Source organism: Ectobacillus polymachus (assembly GCF_048159605.1).
GTDB classification, from domain to species: domain Bacteria; phylum Bacillota; class Bacilli; order Bacillales; family Bacillaceae_G; genus Ectobacillus; species Ectobacillus polymachus.
On record NZ_JBLREB010000001.1, the window covers coordinates 291,173 to 314,426 of the forward strand.

Here is a 23,254-nt window from a genome sequence, read left to right on the forward strand (position 1 = left end):
AGGTAAAAAGAACATCGTTATATACCATACCTACTTAGGTATATTAATGAATATAAAAGTAAGAGTCAATCACATTCGAAGTCATTCTTTTACAAAAATATGAATTTTAATAAAGTGAAACTTCCCTCGGTGGGGGTTTTCACCGAGGGTTAGTTGAACGAATCGGACTTTTACGGGCAGTTGTCCCCCACTTAGCCTTCTCCGATTTCTCTAAGCCTTGAAGTGGGGGTCTTACTGCCCGTTAAAGCGGGATAAATCAAATAGCCAATCTCTTGAAATATGAGATTGGCTATACTCGTACTTTAATTGAACTTTACGCTTTATATATGCAATACGGTTCTTCCGCAAGATAATTTCCTTCTGCATAGTAAGCGCGTGCCCGGCATCCGGAGCAGACGTTTGTGAATTCACATGTTCCGCATTTCCCTTCTAGTAAAGACGGATCACGCAGGTTTTGAAATACTTCAGAATCCTTCCAAATCGATTGCAAGGATTGCTCTAACACATTGCCTGCTTTTACAGGGAGATACCCACACGGCCTTACATCTCCTTTATGAGAAATGAAGCATACACCTGTTCCGCCAAGACATCCTTTTGTGACAGCAGACATTCCGTGCGTTTGAAACGTTATCCGTTCTCCATTTTTCTTTGCTTCTTGTCTCATAATACGGTAGTAATGCGGAGCACATGTAGCTCGAACTTCAAAAGAAGCATTTCGAGAACGATTATAAAACCATTGCAATACTTGTTCGTATTTTGTGCTGCTAAGCATATTACTTTCGACAATTTGCATTCCGCATCCGACTGGAACGAGCATAAATATATGGAGTGCATGTACTTCCATCTCTTTTGCTAATTCAAACATGTTTTCCAAATAAGCAACGTTATGCGTTGTGATGGTTGTATTAAACTGCAATTCAATCCCTTGTGATTTTATGTGACGGGCACCTTTTAAAGCTGCTTCAAATGCACCGGGTATACTACGAAATCCGTCATGAATCTCAGCTGTAGGTCCATCCATGCTAATCGCAACACGTTTGATGCCGGCTTGTTTCACACGCTCGGCAATCTCAGCAGTAATTAAAGTCCCGTTAGAAGCCATTGCTACAGAAATTCCTTGTTTGGTTGCATAGCTGGCAATTTCAAAAAAATCAGGACGGTAGAGCGGCTCTCCTCCTGTTAAAATTAAGATGGGTTTTCTTTCAAATTTTGCAATTTCATCAATCACCTGATAGGCTTGTTTCTCCGTTAATTCGTCCGGTGCGCGTTCTGGTTGTGCAGTTGCTCGGCAATGAATGCATTTTAAGTTGCAACCTTGAGTAAGCTCCCAGAAAATTAAACGAGGACCTGTATGTACGTTCATAAAGGGGTGTTTCTTCATAGAATGTTCTGCCGTTTCTAATCTGGTCATATAGCTTTCCTCATTTCGTCAAAGTATAAAGTGAAACCTCCATCAGTGGGTGCTTACTTCCCATAAGGATAAACATTTCCTATTATAAGGGAGAAAACACCATATACTGTTTAAAGGTATAACAATATATTGAACGAACTATTTTTCCTTATTGCAATGATATTTATTTTTTTTATGATAGTAATTTTTTTAATAACTTATGCTAGTACTCTCAATTAATATAGTTTATTCCAAGTCGTCGTATCTATCATATCCAGATTCCAAATCGCAGAACCAGCTAAATGGTACTTTGAAATAAGGGTAAGATAGATTTGTAGAGATTTTTCATTTGCAAGCCAGATTTTATATTCATTATGATTGTTGTCGCGGTAGGATGAATAATATTCACCCAATTGAGGGTCCCAGTTTAGTGTCCGATGATTTTGTAGTAATTGCTGCTCAACGTAATGAAATGGATAAGCAGGATCCGCTAGCATTGCTGTTTGGTTTTGTTTCCAAATTCTTGTGTAGGCTGGAAGCCCTAAGATAATTTTATTAGCAGGAATCCCTGTTTGCATAAGCTCTGTTAGTCCGTTGGTTAACCAAGGTAAGGATGTTATCGGTCCAGGATTGGGATCTGTAGACCAGTGTTCATCGTATCCCATTAAGGCTATATAGTCACAATATTGCCCAAGAACTTGATGATCGAAGGGAGAGGAATCATTTCCTGCTTTTACATCCACCGGAATATCAATGGAAAGGATAATATGGGATTGATGTAAAGTAGATGATATGTTTTTAATAAATTGTGAAAAAGCATTCCTATCTTGATTACTAACATTTTCAATATCTAAGTTAATACCATCCCAATGGTTTTGTTGAGCTGCTTGATTCATACTTTTAATAAGAGAATCGGATTTGGAAGGGCTTGCGAGAAGCTCATGTATGGTTTGCTTTACATCTTGTCCCATCGTGATTCGTGCCCAGACGTGTTGATTTTGGTTATGCAGCGTTTCATTTGTTAGAGGATTTGAACTGACATGTAGATGAAATTGTTTGTCTATCGAACCAGCTGGAGGCGATATTATGTTCAGCCCTTTGTAACGAGCTAATGTATTCGTATTTATCTGATTTCCCGTCCATCCCAACTGAATTCCAGAGTTTGAGAGTGGTTGTTCCGGCGGAATCGGATTTACGTTTTTTGAAGCGCTCGCTTGATGAGTAATGGGAGTAACAGACGGATAGGTAAATCGTAACGGAATTTCTGATATATTCACAATTAGAGCAGGTATGAAAATAACGATGGATAATAGAATCGCCAGAAATACTACCATATGTTTAATAACCTTGATATGACTTTGTTTACGAGCAGGTCGAATATACGCGTTCTGCAAGCAAGCACCTCCGGTTCAGTAATTATAGGGAAGACTTTTTCCCTGTATAAGTATATGATGACAACTTATGATTATTTCTTGTTAACGTAGTTTCAAGGGGCTATCTAAAGGTCTTTTTGTCATATAGAAAGAGATGACTAAAGAGCCATCTCACGAAATAGTTTTTTGTTTCACGGATTTTTCCACGCTTTTCATTTGCATTTTTTCTGGAAACTTACTTTACAGGCTAGATCATATAAAAATAGATTATATGGTAGATTTTACAGTTAAAACATACCCATGCCAGGCATCATGCCCATACCAGGAGTCATACCCATACCAGGCATCATGCCCATACCGGGAGTCATACCCATACCGGGAGTCATACCCATACCGGGAGTCATACCCATGCCGGGAGTCATACCCATGCCAGGCATCATACCCATACCAGGAGTCATGCCCATGCCAGGGAATCCGCCCATACCAGGAGCCATACCCATGCCAGGGAATCCGCCCATACCGGGAGTCATGCCCATACCAGGGAATCCGCCCATACCAGGAGTCATGCCCATGCCAGGGAATCCACCCATACCAGGAGCCATGCCCATACCAGGACCCATACCCATGCCAGGACCCATACCCATGCCAGGACCCATACCCATACCAGGACCCATACCCATACCAGGAAAGCCGATAATACGTTGAGAATTGAATGTCATATTTTCACCTGCTTCCTAAAATACTTCTGATTCTTTACAGACTATGCCGAAAGAAAGGAAGAGAGCTTATCTGTTTAGAAAATAGGCGAACAAACATGATTGCTTTGATTTGTTTTTTTAGTCCTAATCTCACAGAAAAAAGTATAAATGGTATTTAAACATTTTTTCAAAAAGATTCATAGAAAAGAGGAAAAAAAGAAAGGGATTTTCAAATAATTGGATAATACATACAATCATAAGTTTTGATACAAAAACAAGGGGGTTACAAATGAAGAAAATTCTGTTTCTTATTGTGCTGTCGTTGTCACTAATGGGTTGCTCTAACCCACCTGATACGAAGAATGATGCTACTACAAAGCCTGCCGCTACAGATCAAACTAAGCCAGTATCTACAAATCAATCTAGTCAAGATGCAGCGAAATCTACCAATTCCACCGATTCAAAAACAACCGATCAAGCAACGAATTCTACAGATTCCAAGCAAGATTCAACGAAATCATCAAATTCTACATCGACTTCCTCTAATTCTACCGATTCAAAAACAACCGATTCCGTTAAAATTGTGAATGTATCAACGCCGGCGCCGAGAAATAGTATGGTAACTGTTACAGCAAAAGTTACGCCGCATGCAACAGCACAAATAACCGTAAATGATGGAAAGGATACAAACCATATCTCTGGCTTAGAAGCACGCAAAGCAGATGCAAATGGCACCGTATCCTGGTCATGGCATATTGCCGAAAAAGAGACGATTGGAACCGAATCGGTAAAGGTAACGTGTAATGGAGCAAGTGCATCCACGAAACTCAGCATCATTCAATAATTAGGAGCTGATTCAAAAGGGAGAATTCCCTTTTGAATCAACCTATTTCTCATAGCCTGCATTATTTTAATTTTGAAATAGTCCTAAAGCATCTTTAGGTTCTAAGGTGCTTTTTTTGTTATTCTTGTATTTATTTAATAATCAGGTGCATAATTTTGTTATATATGTATCAATTGTTTTAAAAAATGAAAAAATGTAAACAAATATTGAAATATGGTATTATTTTATAGTTGCAATATAGAAAATCGAGTAAAATAAAAATGATAGAAGATTAAGTGAATTTTACTTCAAGAGGAGTTGAATAGCTATGCCATTATTTTTCGTTATTTTTATTGTTCTTGTTCTTTTAGTTTTCTTTAGCTCGATTCGAATCATACAACAGTATCAACAAGGTGTAGTTCTTCGATTAGGGCGTTACAATCGTTCATTGGAGCCTGGTATTCAGTTTATCATTCCGATTGTTGATGCTGTGAAAACGGTAGATATGCGGATTCGAGTTGAAAATGTAGAAAATCAAGATATTATTACGAAGGATAGTGTACCAGTTACACTTAATGCGGTTGTTTACTATCAAGTTGTGGATGCACATAAAGCGCTTCTTGATGTAGAAAACTACAGAAAAGCAACTTCTACTGTAGCACAAACGATTCTTCGTTCTAACTTAGGTGCCCATACAATGCAGGAAATGCTTACGGAGCAAAAGAAGTTAGATGATATACTTAGAAAAGAATTGGATCAAGCTACTGAGCCATGGGGTATTAAAATTACAGGCGTTGAAATACGATCTATGGACTTACCGGAAGGCTTGCGCCGTGCAATGGCAAAAGAGGCCGAGGCGGAACGAGAACGTGTAGCTAAAGTTATTGCAGCTAAAGGGGAATTCGAAGCAGCTGAAAAACTTGCAGAAGCTGCAGAAGTAATCAGTAAACAGCCAGCGGCTATTCAGCTTCGTATGCTGCAAACCATGACAGAAATTGCAGCAGAAAAGAACAGTACTATCTTATTCCCGTTTGAAGTATCATCTGTAGCAAACTTATTAGCAAAAAAGCCACAAGAATAAGAAGATAAGTAAAAATCCCCCACTTCACCTTGGTGGGGGATTTTTACTTGGGGAAGTTCCACCTTATTCAATTGTATAAGGCTTTTCCTCTTGCTCTAACTCCCGCGATTCTTCGATATTTGTTTTACTACCTTTCATATGAACAGAACCACCCGCAAGACCTTCATTAATCATTCGATCAACATCTAGAAAGGCTTTGTCTTTCCCTTCATGTAATGTATCTGTATCTCTACATTCAATTCCTTCATAGCCTTGCGTGTCATTCTCTTTTTTCATTTTATATCCTCCTCGGTACAGTGTACGATTCCTGCCTATTTGTACGAATGTACTTAGTATGTAAAAGAGGAGGAAGGATTATTCACTTAGTTTTTCTGATCCATGATAAATACCAAACCTGCTGGTCAAGTATAGGCTTGTTCAATTATTCTGTTTTTATTACATGCCAGCCGCCATCTGTTGGAGGTGTTCTAGGTGGTTTAGGTGGGATTGGCTGCGACTTCGGTTGTGCTTTTGGTTCAACTTCTGTTTTTTCTTTAGGTGCAAGCACGGGCTTGCTTACGGGTTTTGGTTCTGGTTCCATTACTTCTTCTGGTTCTGGTTTCGCTACTTCTTTTGGCATAGCAGCTTCCTCATTAAATCCAGTATCTATTACATAGTTTTCAATACTCCATATGCCAGCTTTTGTAGATTGGGTATGTTCTTGAATCGCACGGAAAAGATCTAAATATTTCGTATTTGACGGATTCGAAGCAGTGCGAGCAAAGCCTTTATCTAACAGTGTTCCATTAAATAATTGCTTATCTAGCCATACATAAGCAATGAGTTGTCCATCTTGATCTCGATTTTGCGCATCAAATTCTAATCCGATTTGCTTTCCAGTCAATTCTTGTTTTGTAAAGTTACTTGCTTCAAGCCCCCATGGCTGTGCAGTCTTATTTTGATCCTCTATTTGCGGTGTATCAATGAGAAGCATGTGAACAATTTCGTCTTTTCCATCTATTTTTACTTTGATCGTATCGCCATTCAAAACTTCTGTTACATCTACTGGTGTTACGACAGGCTTAACAATGGAATATCCAGCGATTTCATAGGTCAGTACTTCTTTTTTTGCTTCGTTTGTTGTCTCCGCTTGCGGGTGCTGATCCGAACTAGCATTTTGATTGGTGTTGTATACAGCAGAGCAGGATCCTAGAAGAAGAACAAAAGGGATGCCTATGTATATCAAAAAATAGGAGTTTATTTGTTTATTCCATAGCTTATTGTGACGTGGTAATAGGGTAAGGAAAAATGTTTGAATCTTTTTTAGTTTGTTACCCGTCATGGAAATCCTCCTTATTTCATTTCTTGAAATACATTTTTCACTTTACTTGCCACATAGCCGCTGCCACCACGATTTTGTACATCTTCAATCATCATTGCAACGATCATATTCGGAGAATCTGCGTTATAGCCGATAAACCAGCCGTTCTCTGTTCCTGTTTCGTCCTTTGCTTGTTTTAATTCTGCTGTTCCCGTTTTTCCTGCTAGCGTCATTCCGTCCATTTTAGCATTTTTTCCAGTTCCTTCAGGATTGTTGACAACAGCGATTAACTCTTTATTTATCAAGTCAGCGTTTTCTTTTGATATGACACCTGTTTTCCATACTTTATTTGCATTTTCACCTTGTAACAAGGATGGGTATGGAATATTTCCGCCGTTTACAAACGGTGCATAGGAAAGCGCAGCCTGCAGTGATGTGAGGACAACTTCTCCTTGACCATATGAAGTGTCGGCTAGCTGAATATCATTTTTGATGTCACCTAATTTTGAATCCTGAAATGGATATTCGAGCGGAAGCTTTTCACCAAGTCCAAAGTTTTTTGCCCCTTCAACAAATTTGTCTTTGCCAATTTTTAACCCAGCTTGGGCAAAATAAATATTATCCGAGTTGATCATGGCAGTATCTAAGTTGACCGGGTTTACATCATGCACTCGCGTGACGTAGTAATTTCCCCAAGACGCATCTTTCGCCCACTGTAATCCTGAAATATTGACTGCTTCGGCAGGCTGCAGTGTTTTTGTCTGTAAGCCAATTGTAGCGGTGATCGGTTTAAATATAGAACCAGGCGTATAGGCTTTTGAAAAGCGATTCATCATCGGTTTTTTCGGGTCATTGTTTAATGCTTGCCAATCGGCATTCTTTAATCCTCTTACAAACCCATTTGGATCATAGGATGGGCTGCTTACTAGTGCAAGTACTTCTCCTGTTTTTGGCTCAACTGCTGCAGCAGTACCTGCATCTTGACTCATTTGATTATAGATGGATTGCTGCAGATGACTATCGATATTTACGGTAATAGATTGACCATCTTTTTGTTTTTTCTCTGCCAGCGTTTCTTTTTCCTTGCCTGACGCATCTGTAATGTAGATACGTCCGCCATTTTCACCCTTTAGCTTAGCTTCGTATACCTGCTCCAATCCAGCCTTACCCACTACATCACCTGTTTGGTACCCATGTAATATCTTTAAATCATCGGTATTTACTTCCCCAATGTAGCCAGTTAAATGGGCAGCTGCCTCTTTTAATGGATATGTCCGCACTGGTACAGACTTTGTAGCCACACCAGCTAAGCTAACGTAATCTGTAATATTTGCCGAATCAGGAAGATATGCTAGTGGAACAAAAAGGGAAGGCTGTACCCATTTTTCTTTTAGCTTATTGTTAATTGTATTAACGGAAATTCCTAGCTTTGTAGCTAATTCTTGCTTCGTTTGCTCCCCATTATCGCCGAGCTTTCCTGGTACGATTCCAACCTGAGTAGCATTCCCATTTACAGCAAGTCCCTGACCGTTACGATCGAGAATTTCCCCGCGTTTTGCTTTATAGGTTTGAATCCCAATTTTATCTCCTTCCTTCATCGAAGGGAAAATGAGTGAGGGATTCCATTCTACTTTCCATACATTTTTCTTATTTTGTACTTCTTTGACGAGTGGAAGATTATGATTAAACGAAATTTCTCCAGCTACTGTATTTAGTTTTGCGGAGAAAGGAAGTGTGATTTTTCCGTTTTGTTCTTGATTTTTTGTTTTTGAATCAACACTACCTGTTGCAATTTGTGTAACTTCCATATCCTTGTATATTTTTTGATAGCGCTTAACAAAATCATCTTTAGAAATGGCTGCCTGAGATGCGCTCGAAAGCTGATCGTACATCACATCAAATTTTTGTTCATTCCATGCCTTTGTATATGCTTGAAGCGTTTGCTCAGGTGTTGATTCTTGTCCACAACCTACTAATAGAATAAATAAGCCGATAATCATTAGGTATATTTTCTTCATTTTCCTCCTCCTACCAATTCAATTATATCTATAAGTCTACAATAATAAACAAAAAATACAAATTTATCAATTTGTATTTTTGTAGGTTTGTAACGTGGATAAAGTATAAATGTTATATAGGAAAAATGTTTAAAAGCTGTAACATTTTTTCCTGAATTGCGGTGTTATAATCAGTTCTGGTAAAAGAAATAGGAGAAAAAACCTATAAAATGGAGGCTTTCACATGTGGGTAATCACTGTTCATTCAGAAGACCAAACAACAATGTTTGAGTTTGACACATTAAAAGAAGCGAAAGAAGTATTTGAAAAAATTAAGGGTGTCAAATATCTTTCACAAGTTATCTACTTTAATGATACAAATATAGCACCAGCGGTTTAAATTATTCTAAAATAATATAAAACACCATGATGATTCATCATGTTTATCAGCCTTAGATTGGTTTACAATCTAAGGCTATTTTATTTTGTAAATAACAAGGTGAGAGAGAAGATGAAAGAGAATCTAGTATGAACGAGTATACAACGAACATACCACTGCAGGACTTATCTGTTTTTTTTGTATCATTCTCGGAGGGTGGAGCGTCTTATTTAACCGTCCAGAAAAAAGAGGCGATACAGATTATATGGTGCTGTGCTTCGTGTTTTGTTACCGTTACATTATTTTTTGCTGCATACATGCTTTAACACATAATCGGTAAAGAATGGGAGGAACTACTATAGTGAAATCATTTCAAGTAGGTCAGGTATGGTGGATTGTAGCAAGAGAACACGAACCAGAGGCGCAAATAATCATACTTGGTGTAGAACCATTTCAAGATTCAACTGTCGTTCATGTTCAAATAGTAGGGATCCAAATGGAAGGTTTAGATGGAGAGATTCTTACGGAGGTAGGGCATGTACCAGTATTTGAAAATAGAGTAAGAGCAAGTATACGTACCTATGAAGGAGAAACAGAGGTCAAGGATTTTGAAGCGATTGAGTATTGGAGAAATGCTGGCGGTGGTGTGTTTGATAAATGCTTGGCGGAAATTGTAAACTACATTGAGAAGACATTACAAGAGGAATCATAACCTTCAGCGAGCTTGTTTTGTATCATTTTGTCAAAGGAAACGAAAATGCAAGATGTAAAAATCAAATCAGTTTTGCTTGAAGACAAGCTGCATCCATAGTATATTAGAAATTATTGTAGTCTATAACGTAATAGATAATGATATAATGAATCTACGATTAAAAATGTAAAGTACATCATTACTTTATAACTGTCTAGGAGTGAGTAATAGTGAAGATTAAGAGTGTTACATTCGATAAGGATCAAAACGGTGAAATCCAATTTAAAAATAATAGAGTGATTCTCTATTTAGATATGGAAAAGGGAGGAACCGTACTTCTTTTCTGTGAAGTAAATCCGGATGAACATACAATCAAGGCAAACAATGTATCACATAAGGGATTGTGGTGCCCTTGTTGCCATACAAGAAATACATCCACATGTCCAAGCTTATACAGCAAGAAAAATACATTGTTGCGTGAAGCATATGACTTTATAGAACAACATTCCGATACGAAATTCTCTACTCTTACAGGTCCATTACAGGCTATATAAGAAAGATGGAAAGGTGTCATACAAAATGGCACCTTTTTAAATTTGTCTGCTTGATCCCCGGACCCCGCCTCGTTTTTCAAAATGACGAGATAAACTTCAAAAAATGGAAAATAATGTTATGTTAAGATACTTTAAGTAAAATGTTGAAAACTTTACGAAAACAACAAATTAGACTGCATCATTGTAGTTAGCTCCTATTATTAGCTATTTTTCTGTAAAGCTTAATCAGGTTCTTGCATTATGAATCTTTATTTCAAAATATTTGTCAGAAATACTATATAAAAATTTCTATGAAAATAGTAATATAAAAAAGTAGTGAAGAGGGACATTTGTTACGTATCCTTTTCATTAGAACGGATCATAAAGGATGCACAAAGTTAGACCTCTTCTAACTACAAGATTACTATATTCAAGGAGAGGATGTGCAGGAGTGAGGAAGTTTTGGCTAACTGCATGTACCGTTGCTACGGTTTACGGTGCCCAGACAGTACCTATTTCATTTGTGAACATGACAAGCTCCGTTTTGGCAGCTAGTACGGTCGCAAATGAGCAAGCAGTAAATTTGGATGGTATGATTGGTGATAACATGAGCGGCAATGGCGTATGGTCCGTGCCATACGGTTTGCAAGGGGCAAGTTACGTAGGAGACGTTACGATGTACAGTGGTACGTTAGTTCATGTTATAGGAAGTGCCCAGGTTAACAATGTGCTATGGTATCATGTCCAGGTGAATGGGAAAGACGGAGGCTGGCTTGACGGCAAGGTTCTAAATGCTGCAACGAATGTGAGCCAGAATCAGCTAATCGTTACTACATCAGGAAATGCAGTATGGTCCATTCCGTACGGTTTAAATGGTGCGAGCTATATCGGCTCTACGAATGATTATGTTGGAAAAGACATAAAGCTGGTTCAGAAATTAACGATAGGAAATGTAGTATGGTATCAATTTAGCGTAAATGATCAAGTCGTTGGCTGGCTCGATAGTCGCGCGTTAAGTGGTCTGACCAATTTGCAGACTATTTATCAGACGGCTGTGATGGGCGCGACAAAGGTCAATGGTATATGGTCCATGCCATATGGTCTATCAGGTGCAAATTATTTAGGCCAGACAGATCAATATGCTTTTCGAGATCTGCAATTACTCGAGAGCGCTACATATGGAAATGTACAATGGTATAAGTTTAGTTTAGATGGTAAAGTGATTGGCTGGATTAGCAGCAATGCATTAGACAATGGGGCAGTAAAACCAGCAAACTTTTCTGTTACAATCGGAAGCACGCCTAACGGAATATGGACCGTACCGTACGGCATTACTGGCGCTCAGTATGTAGCAAGTACAAGTGATTATACCTATCAAACACTTCAAGTTGTGAAGACTGCTACAATAGGAAATGTTACATGGGATCAAGTAGAAAAAGACGGTAAACTGTTAGGCTGGATCGATAATGGGACGGCACTGACAGATTTAACAAATGTGAAAGATGAGAATCGCTCTGCGGTAATTGCTCCATCTACAAAAGGTGATGCAATATGGACCTTACCATATGGGGAATATGGTGCAAGCTATGTAGCGCCTACAAATAATTATAGCTTTCAAATGGTGCAAATTGTACAAAGTGCAACAAAAGGAACAACCACTTGGAACAAAATTAAGCAAGGCGATCGCATTTTAGGCTGGGTCGATGCAAATGTATTTTCTACGCAAAATGCATTTACACAGCTAGATCCAAATGGAGAGGTACATTATAATTGGGTCTCTGGAGGTCCTGCTGGTTTTCCTTCTGATCAGTTCCAAGGAGACTTCTTGCAGACGAAACAACTGTCTGGAGGAGATTATTTCGTTCAGACGTTTGCGGATGACGGTGTAAAAGTTTCCGTTGATAATAATTCAGTTATTGATCGCTGGACAGCAGCTGCTGGTCAAACCGATTATGCTTATTTACAAAATGTAGCAGCAGGCACACACACCATTCATACGCAATATTATCAAAATGGTGGGGGCGCAGCTCTTTTCTCAGATGTCGTACCATTTGGTAACTGGCTCGCTTATTATTATCCAAATGAAACACTTTCTGGATATCCAGTTGCAGCAAAAACTCTTTCACAGGCAGCAAATGGCGGTCTTCAAGATGATAACGGCTATGAAGGTTCTCCAGCGCAAGGAGTACCAGGAACTCACTTCTCAGCACGTTATGTCACAGCCGAGCATCTGAAAGCTGGCCAGTATCTTCTATACACGGGAGCAGATGATGGTGTTCGTGTATATGTAGATGGACAAAAGGTTGCAGATACATGGGGATATAATACTTACGATGAACAAGCGTCAAGAATCAATATTTACGATAACCCAAATGCAGCGAATGGTTTAGCTGATGTGCACAGAATTGAAGTAGAATACATGCAAGGTACAGGATCTAGTAAAGTTACGACAACACTGAAACCTGCCTATACTTTCATCGATGTTTCACACTGGGAAGGAAATAGTATAGATTGGAATCAAGTAAAGCAATCTGGTATTAATGCTTCTTATATGAAAGCAACAGAAGGTGTAACGTATACAGATCCTAATTACTTCCAATATGTGAAGGATGCTTCTTCTGCAGGTCTTTTAGTCGGTGCTTATCATTTTGCACATCCAGAACAAGATGATGCGATATCAGAAGCAAAGCATTTTGTTGATGTACTAAACCAAGCTCATACCGATTTAATGCCTGTACTCGATCTTGAATCACCATCTGGCCCAACGAGTACATTAACAGGTTCTTATGTTTCAAACTGGGCACGTACCTTTATTAATTACGTACAACAGCAAACTGGGAAACGCGTTATGCTCTATACAGGTCGCTGGTATGTAAATGGCTTTAACCTAACTGGACTTGGCGATGTTCCCCTTTGGATTTCTAAGTATAGTTCAACCATTCCTTCTACATTAAGTGATTGGAACGGCTGGAATTCTTGGCAATACACAGACAGTGGGACTGTTAATGGAGTAGGAACTGTGGATATGAATGTGACCACTTCGTTAGATGGACTAAAATAGTTTCACTTCTTAGCTTAATAAAAGAATCATAGAGACCACTGAAACCGTACGATGTTTCAGTGGTCTCTTTTCATGAAAAGGAACAGTTGTTTTTATTAGTAGGAGATATGAAATCTATACAAATTTTAAATATATGTATGTTTGGTAAATAGGAAGGAGAGCATTTATCAAAAAAAAGCAGCTGAAAAGGATATAAATTTTCAGCTGCTTCATCTCTTTTAGAATAGATTCGATTATTCCCCTAGTTCTACGTTGTGATACACTTGTTGAACATCTTCTAAATCTTCTATAGCATCAATCATTTTTTCAAATTTTGCTTGTGCTTCTTCATCTAGGGTTACATAATTTTGCGCTAGCATGGTTAGCTCAGACACAACAAATTCTGTAATTCCAGCATTCTTAAACGCTTCTTGTAAAGCATTGAATTGATCTGGTTCAGCATATACGATCACGGAATCTTCTTCCTCGATAATGTCACGGGCATCTACGTCCGCTTCCATTAATAGCTCTAATACGTCATCTGCTGTTTTTCCTTCAATTCCGATAACAGCTGTTGCGTCAAACATATAGGCAACTGATCCGCTGACTCCCATGTTACCGCCGTTTTTCCCAAAGGCAGCACGTACATCTGATGCAGTACGGTTTACGTTATTTGTTAGGGCATCTACAATAACCATTGAGCCGTTTGGACCGAAGCCTTCATAGCGAAGTCTATCGTAATTTTCATCTGATCCGCCTTTTGCTTTTTCAATCGCACGATCAATAATCGTTTTTGGTACACTGTATGTTTTTGCACGTTCTAGTACAAATCTCAAAGCTTGATTTCCTTCAGGATCTGGTTCACCCTGCTTAGCAGCTACATAAATTTCGCGACCGAACTTAGCATAAATCCGACTTGTATTTGAATCTTTTGATGCTTTTTTTTCTTTAATATTATTCCACTTACGACCCATAATGAACACTCTCTTTCCAGTTTAAATCTATATAATAAACCTGCTATACGATCTCTTCAATATTACGATTAAATAATTGAAGATGATATCCACCTGAATATTATACCTCAAATGTAGAATGAGTTACGAATAATAATGAAAAATAGAGGGAGTATAGTAACAAATTGTTCATATATAAGTTTTCCAATTGTGATTTTAATCACACCTCTTCTAAATAGGATTACGTATAATCATAGTGTAAATGATGATAACTAATGATAATAACTTTGGGAGGTACGACAAGATGAGTACAGTAACTCTTTATGAAAAATATGGCGGCGAAGAAACAATTGGGAAAGTAGTGGAGTATTTCTATGAACTTGTGCTAGCAGATGATACTGTTAATTCATTTTTTAATAATACCGATATGCAGAAGCAAATTCGTCATCAAACAAAATTTATTAGTTTTGCTTTAGGTGGTCCGAATCAATATTCAGGAATGTCTATGGCTAAGGCACATGAAGGAATGAATTTACAACCGGAACACTTTAATGCCATTGCTACACATTTGCACGATGCACTGGCTCATTTTGGTGTTCTAGAATCAGACATTGACCAAGCCCTTACCACAGTTGCTTCTTTACGTGATGATATTTTGTATAAATAAATGGTTGCCTACAAAAAGGGTGCTCATTCTAGGAGAGCACCCTTTTTGTATATAAATATATGGGATTAGACTAATTTAATTCTTTCAAATGGCTTTTTGCATGATAAGGAATCAATTCTTCTCCATTTTTCAGGCGGTGTAGAAAATCAGGATTAGCGATGAGTGGACGTCCAAAGGCAGCAACGTCAATTGTTCCTTCGGCAATTGCGGTCTCAGCAGTTTCAGGAGTTATATTTCCAACCCCGATACTAATACCATCCCAATATTTTCGTACAAGCTGATGCAGGGTTAATCCATCAGCAATTGGTTTTGTAAATTCCATCGTTGAAGGATGAATCATCTTTACGCCAGTTTCCTTGAAGGCTTCGATAAAGGTTTGGATGGCCTTTTCTGGATCGTCCCACATATAATCAGGTTGATCAATTTTAAGAGCAGAAAAACGAATGAGCGTACGATCAGCGCCTATTGCCTCGATGACGCTTGTTAATACTTCTTTCATGAAAGTGAGACGGTTTGAAAGATCGCCGCCATATCGATCCGTTCGATGATTGGAAATATCGGAGTTGAATTGGTCAATTAAATAGCCGTGTGCACCGTGTATTTCCACACCATCAAAGCCTGCATCGATGGCATTTTTAGCAGCTTGTGCATATTGTTGGATAACCTCTTTAATATCTTCGATGCTCATTTCTTCTGGTATATCAAATGATTTTCCAAACCGAGATACTTTTCCTTCAGCGCGAATGGCAGAAGGAGCTTGCGGAGGTAAGTTTCCGGCAAGTTCATGATGGCTTGCTCTTCCTACATGCCAAATTTGTGCGATGATCGTTCCGCCTTCTTGGTGAACGGCTTCCGTTACCTTCTTCCATGCATTTATTTGCTCCTTTGTATAAATGCCAGGAACTCCAGGATTTCCTTTTGCACGCGGGCTAATAACAACGCCTTCAGTAATAATAAGACCAATTCCATCTGCAGCACGGCGGCGATAATATTCCACAACATCTTCCCCGACTACTCCTGTTTGATTATCAGCAAAACAGCGCGTCATTGGTGCCATCGCTGTTCGAGAACGTAAATTCCAAGCCTCGATTTTCACAGGAGCAATAAGCTTACTAATCATCGTATGCGTCATTATGTATTCCTCCCATTCCTTCTAATCTATTTTCGCTAGCTAACAAAAAATTAGCTGTGTAATTTAGAATAACGTCATTTTACAGAAATTACAAATTATATACTCATAGAAAGTGAGAGAAAATCCATCGATATATATTTGATATAATAAGAAATAAATGTATGTACTAGGGGAGGGGAGTAAAGCTTGGTAAACGTTTACGGATTTACAGTAGATAATCAGACAAGGTGTAAGCATTATGCAACCGAGAAAGACATTATTGCTATCAAATTCAAATGCTGTAATACATATTATCCATGCTACAAATGTCATGAGGAATGCGAAGATCATCCCATCGTCGTATGGAAGAAAGAAGAATTCGATAAGCTTGCTATTCTTTGCGGCGTTTGCAAAACAGAACATACGATTCAACAATATATGCATGCCAATCATTGCTTGCATTGCGGTTCAACGTTTAATGAAGGGTGTAGAAAGCACTATCATCTTTACTTTGAATACAATGAAAATCAATACGATCAAGTATGAAATATACTTCAGGAGATGGAACGATGAACTTTGTTTTTGATTTAGATGGAACCATTTGTTTTCAAGGGCGGCCTGTATCAGAGCCTATTTTGAAATGTTTAGAAAACATCAATCGAGAAGGACACCAAGTTATATTCGCATCTGCACGGCCAATTAGAGATTTATTACCTATTTTGCCTACACGATTTCATTCGTATCCGATGATTGGCGGGAATGGTTCTTTACTCTATAAAAATGGGAAACTGTTACACTCGGTTTGTTTTCCGAACGAACAAATTGAAGATATAAAACGACTTATACATAAGTATAGTGCAACCTATTTAATCGATGGAGAATGGAATTATGCGTACACTGGAAGTCGGAATCATCCTATTTTACAACATGTAGATCCGTATCATTTAGCTGAACAAGTGGAAGTACAAAGCTTAGAAAAAATCATAAAAGTGTTACTTCTATCTGCTTCCGACTTTTCTTCTCTTGATCAAGAATTGCAAACTCATCAAGTCGTTATTCATAAACATAAAAATGAGAATGTTCTTGATATTAGTCCGCAAGGGATACATAAATGGAGTGCGTTACGCGAATTAGGAATTCCAGAACAAGAATATATTGCGTTCGGAAATGATGCGAATGACATCACGATGTTTCAGCACGCGAAACATACGGTAATGATAGGACATCATGAATCACTTGCCGTGTATGCAAATGAATCGATTCCACATACAGAGGATATAGAAGAACGGATTATAGAAAAGGTATATGGATTGGCGAAGAATGTTAAGGTAGAATTGGGCATTACAAAAAGCTAATAGAAAAAACATAGATAACGGGTGCCTAGACCCGTTATCTTATTCATATGAAATGAGTAACTTATGCTGCGATGCCGTATGTAAATCACGGTAGATTCGATTGAGGTTCGTATGTTCCATAATTGCATCCATTCCAAGGTATCGGAATAGTACTTGGGCGCCTTGCACGGCGTGATGCGCAACCTTTTTACATTGTAAGTTAATCTCGCATAATTCATCATCTGTTGATTCGGCCCCACTTACATGCGTTTGCCATGATGCTTCAATCGCAAGGAAAAAGTCGCGTACTGCTTGCGTGAAAGGTGCTTCCATTTCTTCTATTTTGTCTATTACAAACTGAAAACGGTTAGAATCCCATGTATCTCTTTTTCGAAAGGAATGTGCTTTTGCTTCGTCAAAAAAGTGTCTTGCAATTCCAATTGTAGTAGAGGCAATATTGGCTTCTGCAAATGGAATGAACGGATAATGGAACACAGGATGATCATAGTAGTAATGCGGCTTTGCCACATCAAATGTTCTTTCTTCCGGAACAAACGCGCTCGTAACATGAATGGTATGGCTACCTGTTGCTTTCAATCCAAAGGCATGCCAGTCTTTTTCAATTTCTACCTGTTCTGGTGTAAAAATAAAAGCTCGAATGGATCCATTCTTTTCATCGTCTGTTTCAAGGCGGCAATTTGCTGTAAACACAGAAGCATGTACTGAACCGCTGCAATAGCTCCAGTTTCCAGTTACAAGATAGCCCCCATCAATTTTTTTCGCAATTCCTGTTGGCCGGTCGCTTCCGGCGATAAAAACATCACGCTTAGAAAAAATATCAGTAGCAACATCTGGCAACATGGTTGTAACAAAAAAACCTGCACCCGAACCAATTTGTACAAGCCAACCAAAACTCCCATCAATCCAAGCAGCTTCCTCAAACATCTTAATTGCTTTTGGAAACGGCGTCATGTTTCCATGTAATTCATTTGGAATAAACAATTTAAATAAACGTTGTTCATAGATGATCTCAAGAACTTCAGGAGTCAATGTGCCGAGCTTTTCCATTCTATCAATCTCATTTCGAATAACCTGAACGGTTTGTTCATCAAACACGGGTATCATCCTCTTTTTTTATTTTAGTGAAACAAAGATAATCTGTTACGTATAGGAGTAACCTAATCTAATTATAACATTTGGATAAACAGTACTAATCAAGACTGTTGACTATTATCATCTTACTGTATATATTGAGTATATACAGTATAAACAATTAGGGGTTGGAAATGGATATTATACTTTTGAATTCAGCAGATCATCCTATTTATCAGCAAATTAAAGATCAAATAATTGAACAGATATTGACGGGAGATTTGCCTGAGGGAGAACAACTCCCGTCGATACGCATGCTTGCGAAAGAGCTGAAAATTAGTGTGATTACAACAAAACGAGCCTATGAGGAGTTGGAAAAGGAAGGATACATTGATACTGTTCCGGGGAAAGGATCGTTTGTTTCCTTCCATAATAAGGAAATCTTAAAACAGAAACAACTGCAAAGCATCCAAGTTCAATTCAAACAAATTGTTCGTGATGCGAAAAAATATGAAATGACGCTAGAACAGATGATTGAATGTATTAAGCAATGCTATGAGGAGGAATAACAATGGAAACCATTTTGGAACTAGAACATGTGCATAAGAAGTTTAAGGACTTTGCCTTGCAGGATGTGAGTTTTTCTCTAAAAAAAGGATATATTATGGGCTTTATTGGCCCAAATGGTGCAGGTAAGAGTACGATTATTCGCTGTATTATGGATTTGATTCATATCGATAGCGGCAATATTAAATTATTTGGTCAAAATTATCATGATCATGTAACTGCTTTAAAACAGCGAATTGGGTTTGTTTATGATCAAGACGTATTTTTTGAGGATTTGACAGTCGAGGCAAACAAACGAATTGTCGCTTCATTTTACGATCAATGGGACAATGAGGTCTTTTATCGGTATGTAAAAGAGTTTGAAATACCTCTTAAGAAGCCCGTAAAAACCTTATCAAAGGGAACGAAGATGAAATTAGCTTTGGCTGTTGCACTTTCTCACCACGCTGATTTGATTATTATGGATGAACCTACATCGGGGCTGGATCCGGTTTTTCGAAAAGAATTACTTGATGTTTTACAGGATGTAATTCAGGACGAAAACAAAGCAATCTTTTTCTCTACACATATCACTACTGATTTGGAGCAAGTGGCAGATTATATAACGTTTATATTAGATGGACAGATCGTATTGTGCCAAGAGACAGAGGAATTGATGGATGCATATACCCTTGTCAAAGGACCGGTAAGTTTGAAAGAAGAGATACAGGCATGCATTCCCATTGGTTTTAAGGAAACATCAGTAGGGTTCGAAGCGTTTTTGAAAAAAGAGAATACGAGAAACCTATCAAATTCGAACATTCGCTTTGATAGACCAACGTTAGAGGAAATTATGTATTACATGGTAAAGTCGTACAAATGTTAAGAAATCATACTAGTTGGGAAAGGAGTCTTCCTCCATGCTTCATTTAATAATAAAAGATATGTACACACAAAGAAAAATTGCTTATGTAGCCCCCATTTTCTTATTACCCTATTTTTTAACAATGGGCAAAAATATTCCTAGTACTGGGATTTACGCAAGCATAATCTATAGCTTAGCTATTGCTTTTATCGCTTACTTTATGGCGCTGTATTCTAATTTTAATACAAACGAAGGCGAAAACGTGCAAAGTCGGCTGATACTAAGCTTGCCCATCAAGAGAAAAACGGTCATTCATGCGAAATATATCATGGTCAGTGTGTGGTGGCTGCTTAGCTTTCTTTCCTCTTTCTTACTATTAATCATCTTACGAGTTGTGTTTCATATTGAAGGGATCCAAATTCTCAATATTCGAATTGTGATGTTTTCCTTATGTTTCACGTATATCTTAACGGGTGTTTTTTATCCGATTCATTTTCGATTTGGTTATAGAGTAGGTACCTTCCTTGGGATTGCGATGTTTTTTGCTATATCGAGCGGACTAGGAAAGCTATTATCATTAAATAAAGATACAACGATTGTTTCGGGACTCCTAGAACGGCCAACAGTGTCTCTTGTTGTTATTACATTTATTTTTGTACTGGTTTCCTATTTTATATCTGTCTCTGTTTTTGAGAAAAAAGACTTTTAACATAACTGTTAAATGAAGGGGAATGGCAAAATGAATGTATTCAAGAACAAGCTGTTTTCATATGTCTTTGCTATTATTCTAGCTGTGATCGCAGTTTTACAAGCAATTGAAAAAAATATACTAGCAATTTTCCCATTGATTTGTGCTATTATTACTTTCGTCAAAGCGCTCCGGATGAAAGATGAATAAAAATCTAAAAAGCTAGTACTATGTTTCTGATCACTAGAAAAAAGGAAAAACTATTCCTGGTGATCAGAATTTTTTTGTCAGCCCAAGATAACTTATTTTTTATCTATACATAAAATTTATATAAGTTTAATTTTTTTATACTAGACTTAAAAAGTTTCCCGAGGTAAAATGTTGTTTGAAGATATTATTACTATGCTGATTGTGAAAAATAGATAACTAACATAAAAGAAGAGAAGATTTATTTTTTTTGGTTTCAAATTTGACCTGGGGCAAAAAAGTAGAGATAGACCAAGAAAGGAGAGCAAATAAAGTGACAGAGTTAAGATTAGGGAATCAGACGAAGAGTGTTATGAAAAACGATAAAACAGTTATTGCCTGTAGGGCCGCGATTTTAGGAGAACGTAAAGGGATTCGAGCGATTTTACCGTTTATTGGACCTGCATTTGTCGCCTCGATTGCATATATAGATCCAGGTAATTTTGCAACGAATATTCAGAGCGGATCGCAATTTGGATATAAGATGTTATGGGTAGTAGTATTAGCCAACGTTATGGCAATGTTATTTCAGAATTTGTCTGCAAAGCTTGGGATTGCAACAGGAAGAAATCTTCCTGAACTATGTCGGGATACATTTCCTAAATGGTTATCGTATACCTTGTGGGTATGCTCGGAAATCGCAGCGATGGCAACCGATATTGCTGAATTTCTTGGTGCCACGATAGGTTTGCATTTATTATTTGGGATGCCGATGATTTATGCGACTGTCCTAACAGGAATTGCTACTTATTTAATTTTAACCCTTGAAAAGTTTGGATTTCGTCCATTAGAAAAGTTTATTGCTGCTTTTGCTATACTGATTGGTTTATGTTATATCGTCGAGACATTTTTTTCGAAGCCAAGTTTCTCACAAATTGCTTACCATAGCGTTGTTCCTTGGCTTGGGAATAAGGAGAGTTTATTGCTTGCTGTTGGTGTCATTGGGGCAACGGTTATGCCGCATGCTATTTATCTTCACTCTAGCCTAACGCAAAGTCGTATCATACCGAGAAATGAGCAAGAGGCGGTGAAAATCAACCGCTTTAGTACGAAAGAAATCTTGATTGCAATGTCGTTTGCAGGATTTATTAATCTTGCTATGATGTACATGGCAGCATCTGTGTTTAATGGATCAGGTAATGATCAAATTGCCGATATAAGCACTGCATATATGACTTTAACGCCGCTATTAGGATCTGCAGCAGCGAGCGTATTTTTAATTTCGCTTCTCGCATCAGGAATTTCAAGCTCTGTTGTCGGTACGATGGCGGGGCAAGTGATTATGCAAGGGTTTGTTGGCTTTTCAATTCCGTTATGGCTTAGACGGGTCATTACGATGCTTCCAACGTTTATCATTGTGTTAATAGGAGTAGACCCAACGAAGACGCTTATCATTAGTCAGGTTGTACTAAGCATTGTTCTTCCTCAGCCTATTATTGCATTAATTTATTTCACGAGCCGAAAAAAATTAATGGGAGTTTTAGTGAATCGAAAAAGTACGAATGTTCTTGCTGTACTTGCATCTGGAATCATCATTCTTTTGAATTTCGTACTTATCTATCAAACGTTAGTAGGCTAAGCGTACAAGAGTATTACGGAACTTTCCATCAGCAGGGGAATCCTGCTGATTTTTTTTCGTTATGATAGTAAGTTCTTCACTGCATAAAACTTAATATGGTAGGTATTAGCACATTCCCTGGTCATTTCGAATACAATACTTTAGATGTTGTGAAGGGGGAATAGGGATGAATTTCGGACTTTTGCTCCAAATGGTTGCAATCGGTGCTGCAGCGAATTTGGATAATGCAGGAGTAGGAGTTGCCTATGGAATAAAGCAAATAAAAATTCCTTTTTCGGCAAACTCCATGATTGCACTAATCGGATTTTTATTTGCACTAGTGGGAGGAATATTTGGAAATTGGATTTCCCATTGGTTGCCTTTATTTGTTTGTAATTTTATTGGTATGGTTGTACTCGTTTCTGTAGGAACGTGGGTACTTATCCAGCCATTACTTGAGAAAAAAGCAAGAGAGCAATCGTCCGATCGTAATTTGCTTTTGCAAATTTTACAAAATCCTGAAGATGCAGATTTAGATGCCTCAAAATCCGTAGGCTTTCTGGAATCCATCATACTGGGAATCGCTCTATCCATCAATAATTTAGCAGGCGGATTTGATGCAGGTATTATTCATTTAAATATTTGGATTTCATCGTTAATTTCGGGAGCATTCAGTTTTATGTGTGTAGGTTTTTGTGCTTATCTAGGGGCAAAATATGCTACTGAAAAACTAGGCAAGAAAGCCAATGTAATCTCCGGTATTCTTCTAATTTTGGTCGGCCTTCATCAAGTCTTAAGCTAGTTTTTTGGGTGTATCATTACGAAGACAAGAAAGAAGTGAAACTTCTAGGTAGGGGAAGTTTCACTTATACATAAATTGAGAGTAGAC

23 protein-coding genes and 3 pseudogenes are annotated in these 23,254 nt (G+C 38.0%); 17 read left to right on the forward strand and 9 right to left on the reverse strand.

Going from position 1 to position 23,254, the window contains the following annotated elements; all coding sequences use genetic code 11:
• Positions 1-313: 313 nt before the first annotated feature.
• The 3 genes from ACM5BR_RS01370 to ACM5BR_RS01380 all read right to left on the reverse strand — a co-directional run bounded on the left by ACM5BR_RS01370 (position 314) and on the right by ACM5BR_RS01380 (position 3,482).
• Positions 314-1,411, reverse strand: coding sequence for a radical SAM protein (locus tag ACM5BR_RS01370; RefSeq protein WP_416825400.1), 1,098 nt, complete (start codon positions 1,409-1,411; stop codon positions 314-316).
• Positions 1,412-1,626: 215 nt separating this feature from the next.
• Positions 1,627-2,784 carry a glycosyl hydrolase family 18 protein gene (locus ACM5BR_RS01375; protein ID WP_416825401.1) on the reverse strand — a complete coding sequence of 386 codons (1,158 nt, stop codon included), beginning with the start codon at positions 2,782-2,784 and terminating at the stop codon, positions 1,627-1,629.
• Positions 2,785-3,050: 266 nt separating this feature from the next.
• A complete protein-coding gene (locus tag ACM5BR_RS01380; RefSeq protein ID WP_416825402.1) occupies positions 3,051-3,482 on the reverse strand; it encodes a hypothetical protein in 432 nt (143 codons plus the stop codon).
• A gap of 268 nt (positions 3,483-3,750) precedes the next feature.
• Between ACM5BR_RS01380 and ACM5BR_RS01385 the strand changes: the two genes are divergently transcribed.
• Both ACM5BR_RS01385 and ACM5BR_RS01390 read left to right on the forward strand, forming a co-directional pair.
• On the forward strand, positions 3,751-4,305 hold the full coding sequence (locus tag ACM5BR_RS01385) for a hypothetical protein (RefSeq protein WP_416825403.1): 555 nt from the start codon (positions 3,751-3,753) through the stop codon (positions 4,303-4,305).
• Positions 4,306-4,612: 307 nt separating this feature from the next.
• Positions 4,613-5,365, forward strand: coding sequence for an SPFH domain-containing protein (locus ACM5BR_RS01390; RefSeq protein ID WP_416825404.1), 753 nt, complete (start codon positions 4,613-4,615; stop codon positions 5,363-5,365).
• A gap of 63 nt (positions 5,366-5,428) precedes the next feature.
• Here ACM5BR_RS01390 and ACM5BR_RS01395 read toward each other — a convergent pair whose 3' ends face one another.
• From ACM5BR_RS01395 to ACM5BR_RS01405, 3 genes are all read right to left on the reverse strand, one after another.
• On the reverse strand, positions 5,429-5,641 hold the full coding sequence (locus ACM5BR_RS01395) for a hypothetical protein (protein WP_416825405.1): 213 nt from the start codon (positions 5,639-5,641) through the stop codon (positions 5,429-5,431).
• 145 nt (positions 5,642-5,786) lie between these two features.
• Positions 5,787-6,686: a thermonuclease family protein gene (locus tag ACM5BR_RS01400; protein ID WP_416825406.1), complete on the reverse strand. Its 900-nt coding sequence runs from the start codon at positions 6,684-6,686 to the stop codon at positions 5,787-5,789.
• Positions 6,687-6,697: 11 nt separating this feature from the next.
• On the reverse strand, positions 6,698-8,683 hold the full coding sequence (locus ACM5BR_RS01405) for a penicillin-binding transpeptidase domain-containing protein (protein ID WP_416825407.1): 1,986 nt from the start codon (positions 8,681-8,683) through the stop codon (positions 6,698-6,700).
• A gap of 223 nt (positions 8,684-8,906) precedes the next feature.
• Between ACM5BR_RS01405 and ACM5BR_RS01410 the strand changes: the two genes are divergently transcribed.
• The 6 genes and pseudogenes from ACM5BR_RS01410 to ACM5BR_RS01435 form a co-directional block, all read left to right on the forward strand.
• Positions 8,907-9,062, forward strand: coding sequence for a hypothetical protein (locus tag ACM5BR_RS01410; protein ID WP_416825408.1), 156 nt, complete (start codon positions 8,907-8,909; stop codon positions 9,060-9,062).
• A 128-nt stretch (positions 9,063-9,190) separates the two neighbouring features.
• Positions 9,191-9,367 (forward strand): hypothetical protein, encoded by a 177-nt coding sequence (locus ACM5BR_RS01415; protein ID WP_416825409.1) that lies wholly within the window; start codon positions 9,191-9,193, stop codon positions 9,365-9,367.
• A 35-nt stretch (positions 9,368-9,402) separates the two neighbouring features.
• Entirely contained in the window at positions 9,403-9,753 is a 351-nt protein-coding gene (locus tag ACM5BR_RS01420; RefSeq protein WP_416825410.1) for a hypothetical protein, read from the forward strand.
• Positions 9,754-9,962: 209 nt separating this feature from the next.
• Positions 9,963-10,286, forward strand: coding sequence for a hypothetical protein (locus ACM5BR_RS01425; protein ID WP_416825411.1), 324 nt, complete (start codon positions 9,963-9,965; stop codon positions 10,284-10,286).
• Between the two features lie 508 nt (positions 10,287-10,794).
• Positions 10,795-12,279 (forward strand): annotated as a pseudogene (locus ACM5BR_RS01430) (GW domain-containing glycosaminoglycan-binding protein); the annotation flags it as partial.
• Positions 12,256-13,323, forward strand: a pseudogene (locus ACM5BR_RS01435) (GH25 family lysozyme); the annotation flags it as partial. The pseudogenes ACM5BR_RS01430 and ACM5BR_RS01435, both read left to right, overlap by 24 nt.
• A 236-nt stretch (positions 13,324-13,559) precedes the next feature.
• Here the strand turns inward: ACM5BR_RS01435 and ACM5BR_RS01440 are convergent.
• On the reverse strand, positions 13,560-14,279 hold the full coding sequence (locus tag ACM5BR_RS01440) for a YebC/PmpR family DNA-binding transcriptional regulator (protein ID WP_416825412.1): 720 nt from the start codon (positions 14,277-14,279) through the stop codon (positions 13,560-13,562).
• A gap of 283 nt (positions 14,280-14,562) precedes the next feature.
• Here ACM5BR_RS01440 and ACM5BR_RS01445 point away from each other — a divergent pair, with 283 nt between their 5' ends.
• Positions 14,563-14,925 carry a group I truncated hemoglobin gene (locus tag ACM5BR_RS01445; protein WP_416825413.1) on the forward strand — a complete coding sequence of 121 codons (363 nt, stop codon included), beginning with the start codon at positions 14,563-14,565 and terminating at the stop codon, positions 14,923-14,925.
• A 70-nt stretch (positions 14,926-14,995) separates the two neighbouring features.
• On the opposite strand, the pseudogene ACM5BR_RS01450 reads toward ACM5BR_RS01445, so the two are convergent.
• Positions 14,996-16,039: pseudogene (locus ACM5BR_RS01450) on the reverse strand (alkene reductase); the annotation flags it as partial.
• Between the two features lie 204 nt (positions 16,040-16,243).
• Here ACM5BR_RS01450 and ACM5BR_RS01455 point away from each other — a divergent pair.
• Positions 16,244-16,582, forward strand: a complete 339-nt coding sequence (locus tag ACM5BR_RS01455; RefSeq protein ID WP_416825414.1) for a CHY zinc finger protein — start codon at positions 16,244-16,246, stop codon at positions 16,580-16,582.
• A 23-nt stretch (positions 16,583-16,605) separates the two neighbouring features.
• Positions 16,606-17,391 carry an HAD-IIB family hydrolase gene (locus tag ACM5BR_RS01460; RefSeq protein WP_416825415.1) on the forward strand — a complete coding sequence of 262 codons (786 nt, stop codon included), beginning with the start codon at positions 16,606-16,608 and terminating at the stop codon, positions 17,389-17,391.
• 39 nt (positions 17,392-17,430) lie between these two features.
• On the opposite strand, the gene ACM5BR_RS01465 is transcribed toward ACM5BR_RS01460, so the two are convergent.
• Positions 17,431-18,486 (reverse strand): acyl-CoA dehydrogenase family protein, encoded by a 1,056-nt coding sequence (locus tag ACM5BR_RS01465; protein WP_416825416.1) that lies wholly within the window; start codon positions 18,484-18,486, stop codon positions 17,431-17,433.
• A gap of 170 nt (positions 18,487-18,656) precedes the next feature.
• Here ACM5BR_RS01465 and ACM5BR_RS01470 point away from each other — a divergent pair, with 170 nt between their 5' ends.
• The 6 genes from ACM5BR_RS01470 (at position 18,657) to ytaF (ending at position 23,167) form a co-directional block, all read left to right on the forward strand.
• Positions 18,657-19,031 (forward strand): GntR family transcriptional regulator, encoded by a 375-nt coding sequence (locus ACM5BR_RS01470; RefSeq protein ID WP_416825417.1) that lies wholly within the window; start codon positions 18,657-18,659, stop codon positions 19,029-19,031.
• Positions 19,032-19,033: 2 nt separating this feature from the next.
• Positions 19,034-19,894 carry an ABC transporter ATP-binding protein gene (locus ACM5BR_RS01475; RefSeq protein ID WP_416825418.1) on the forward strand — a complete coding sequence of 287 codons (861 nt, stop codon included), beginning with the start codon at positions 19,034-19,036 and terminating at the stop codon, positions 19,892-19,894.
• Positions 19,895-19,928: 34 nt separating this feature from the next.
• Positions 19,929-20,582: an ABC-2 transporter permease gene (locus ACM5BR_RS01480; protein ID WP_416825419.1), complete on the forward strand. Its 654-nt coding sequence runs from the start codon at positions 19,929-19,931 to the stop codon at positions 20,580-20,582.
• Positions 20,583-20,612: 30 nt separating this feature from the next.
• Complete coding sequence (locus tag ACM5BR_RS01485) at positions 20,613-20,771, forward strand: hypothetical protein (RefSeq protein ID WP_416825420.1); 159 nt, start codon at positions 20,613-20,615, stop codon at positions 20,769-20,771.
• A 310-nt stretch (positions 20,772-21,081) separates the two neighbouring features.
• A complete protein-coding gene (locus ACM5BR_RS01490; protein ID WP_416825421.1) occupies positions 21,082-22,386 on the forward strand; it encodes an Nramp family divalent metal transporter in 1,305 nt (434 codons plus the stop codon).
• A gap of 166 nt (positions 22,387-22,552) precedes the next feature.
• On the forward strand, positions 22,553-23,167 hold the full coding sequence (gene ytaF, locus ACM5BR_RS01495; RefSeq protein WP_416825422.1) for a sporulation membrane protein YtaF: 615 nt from the start codon (positions 22,553-22,555) through the stop codon (positions 23,165-23,167).
• The last annotated feature ends 87 nt before the right edge of the window (positions 23,168-23,254 follow it).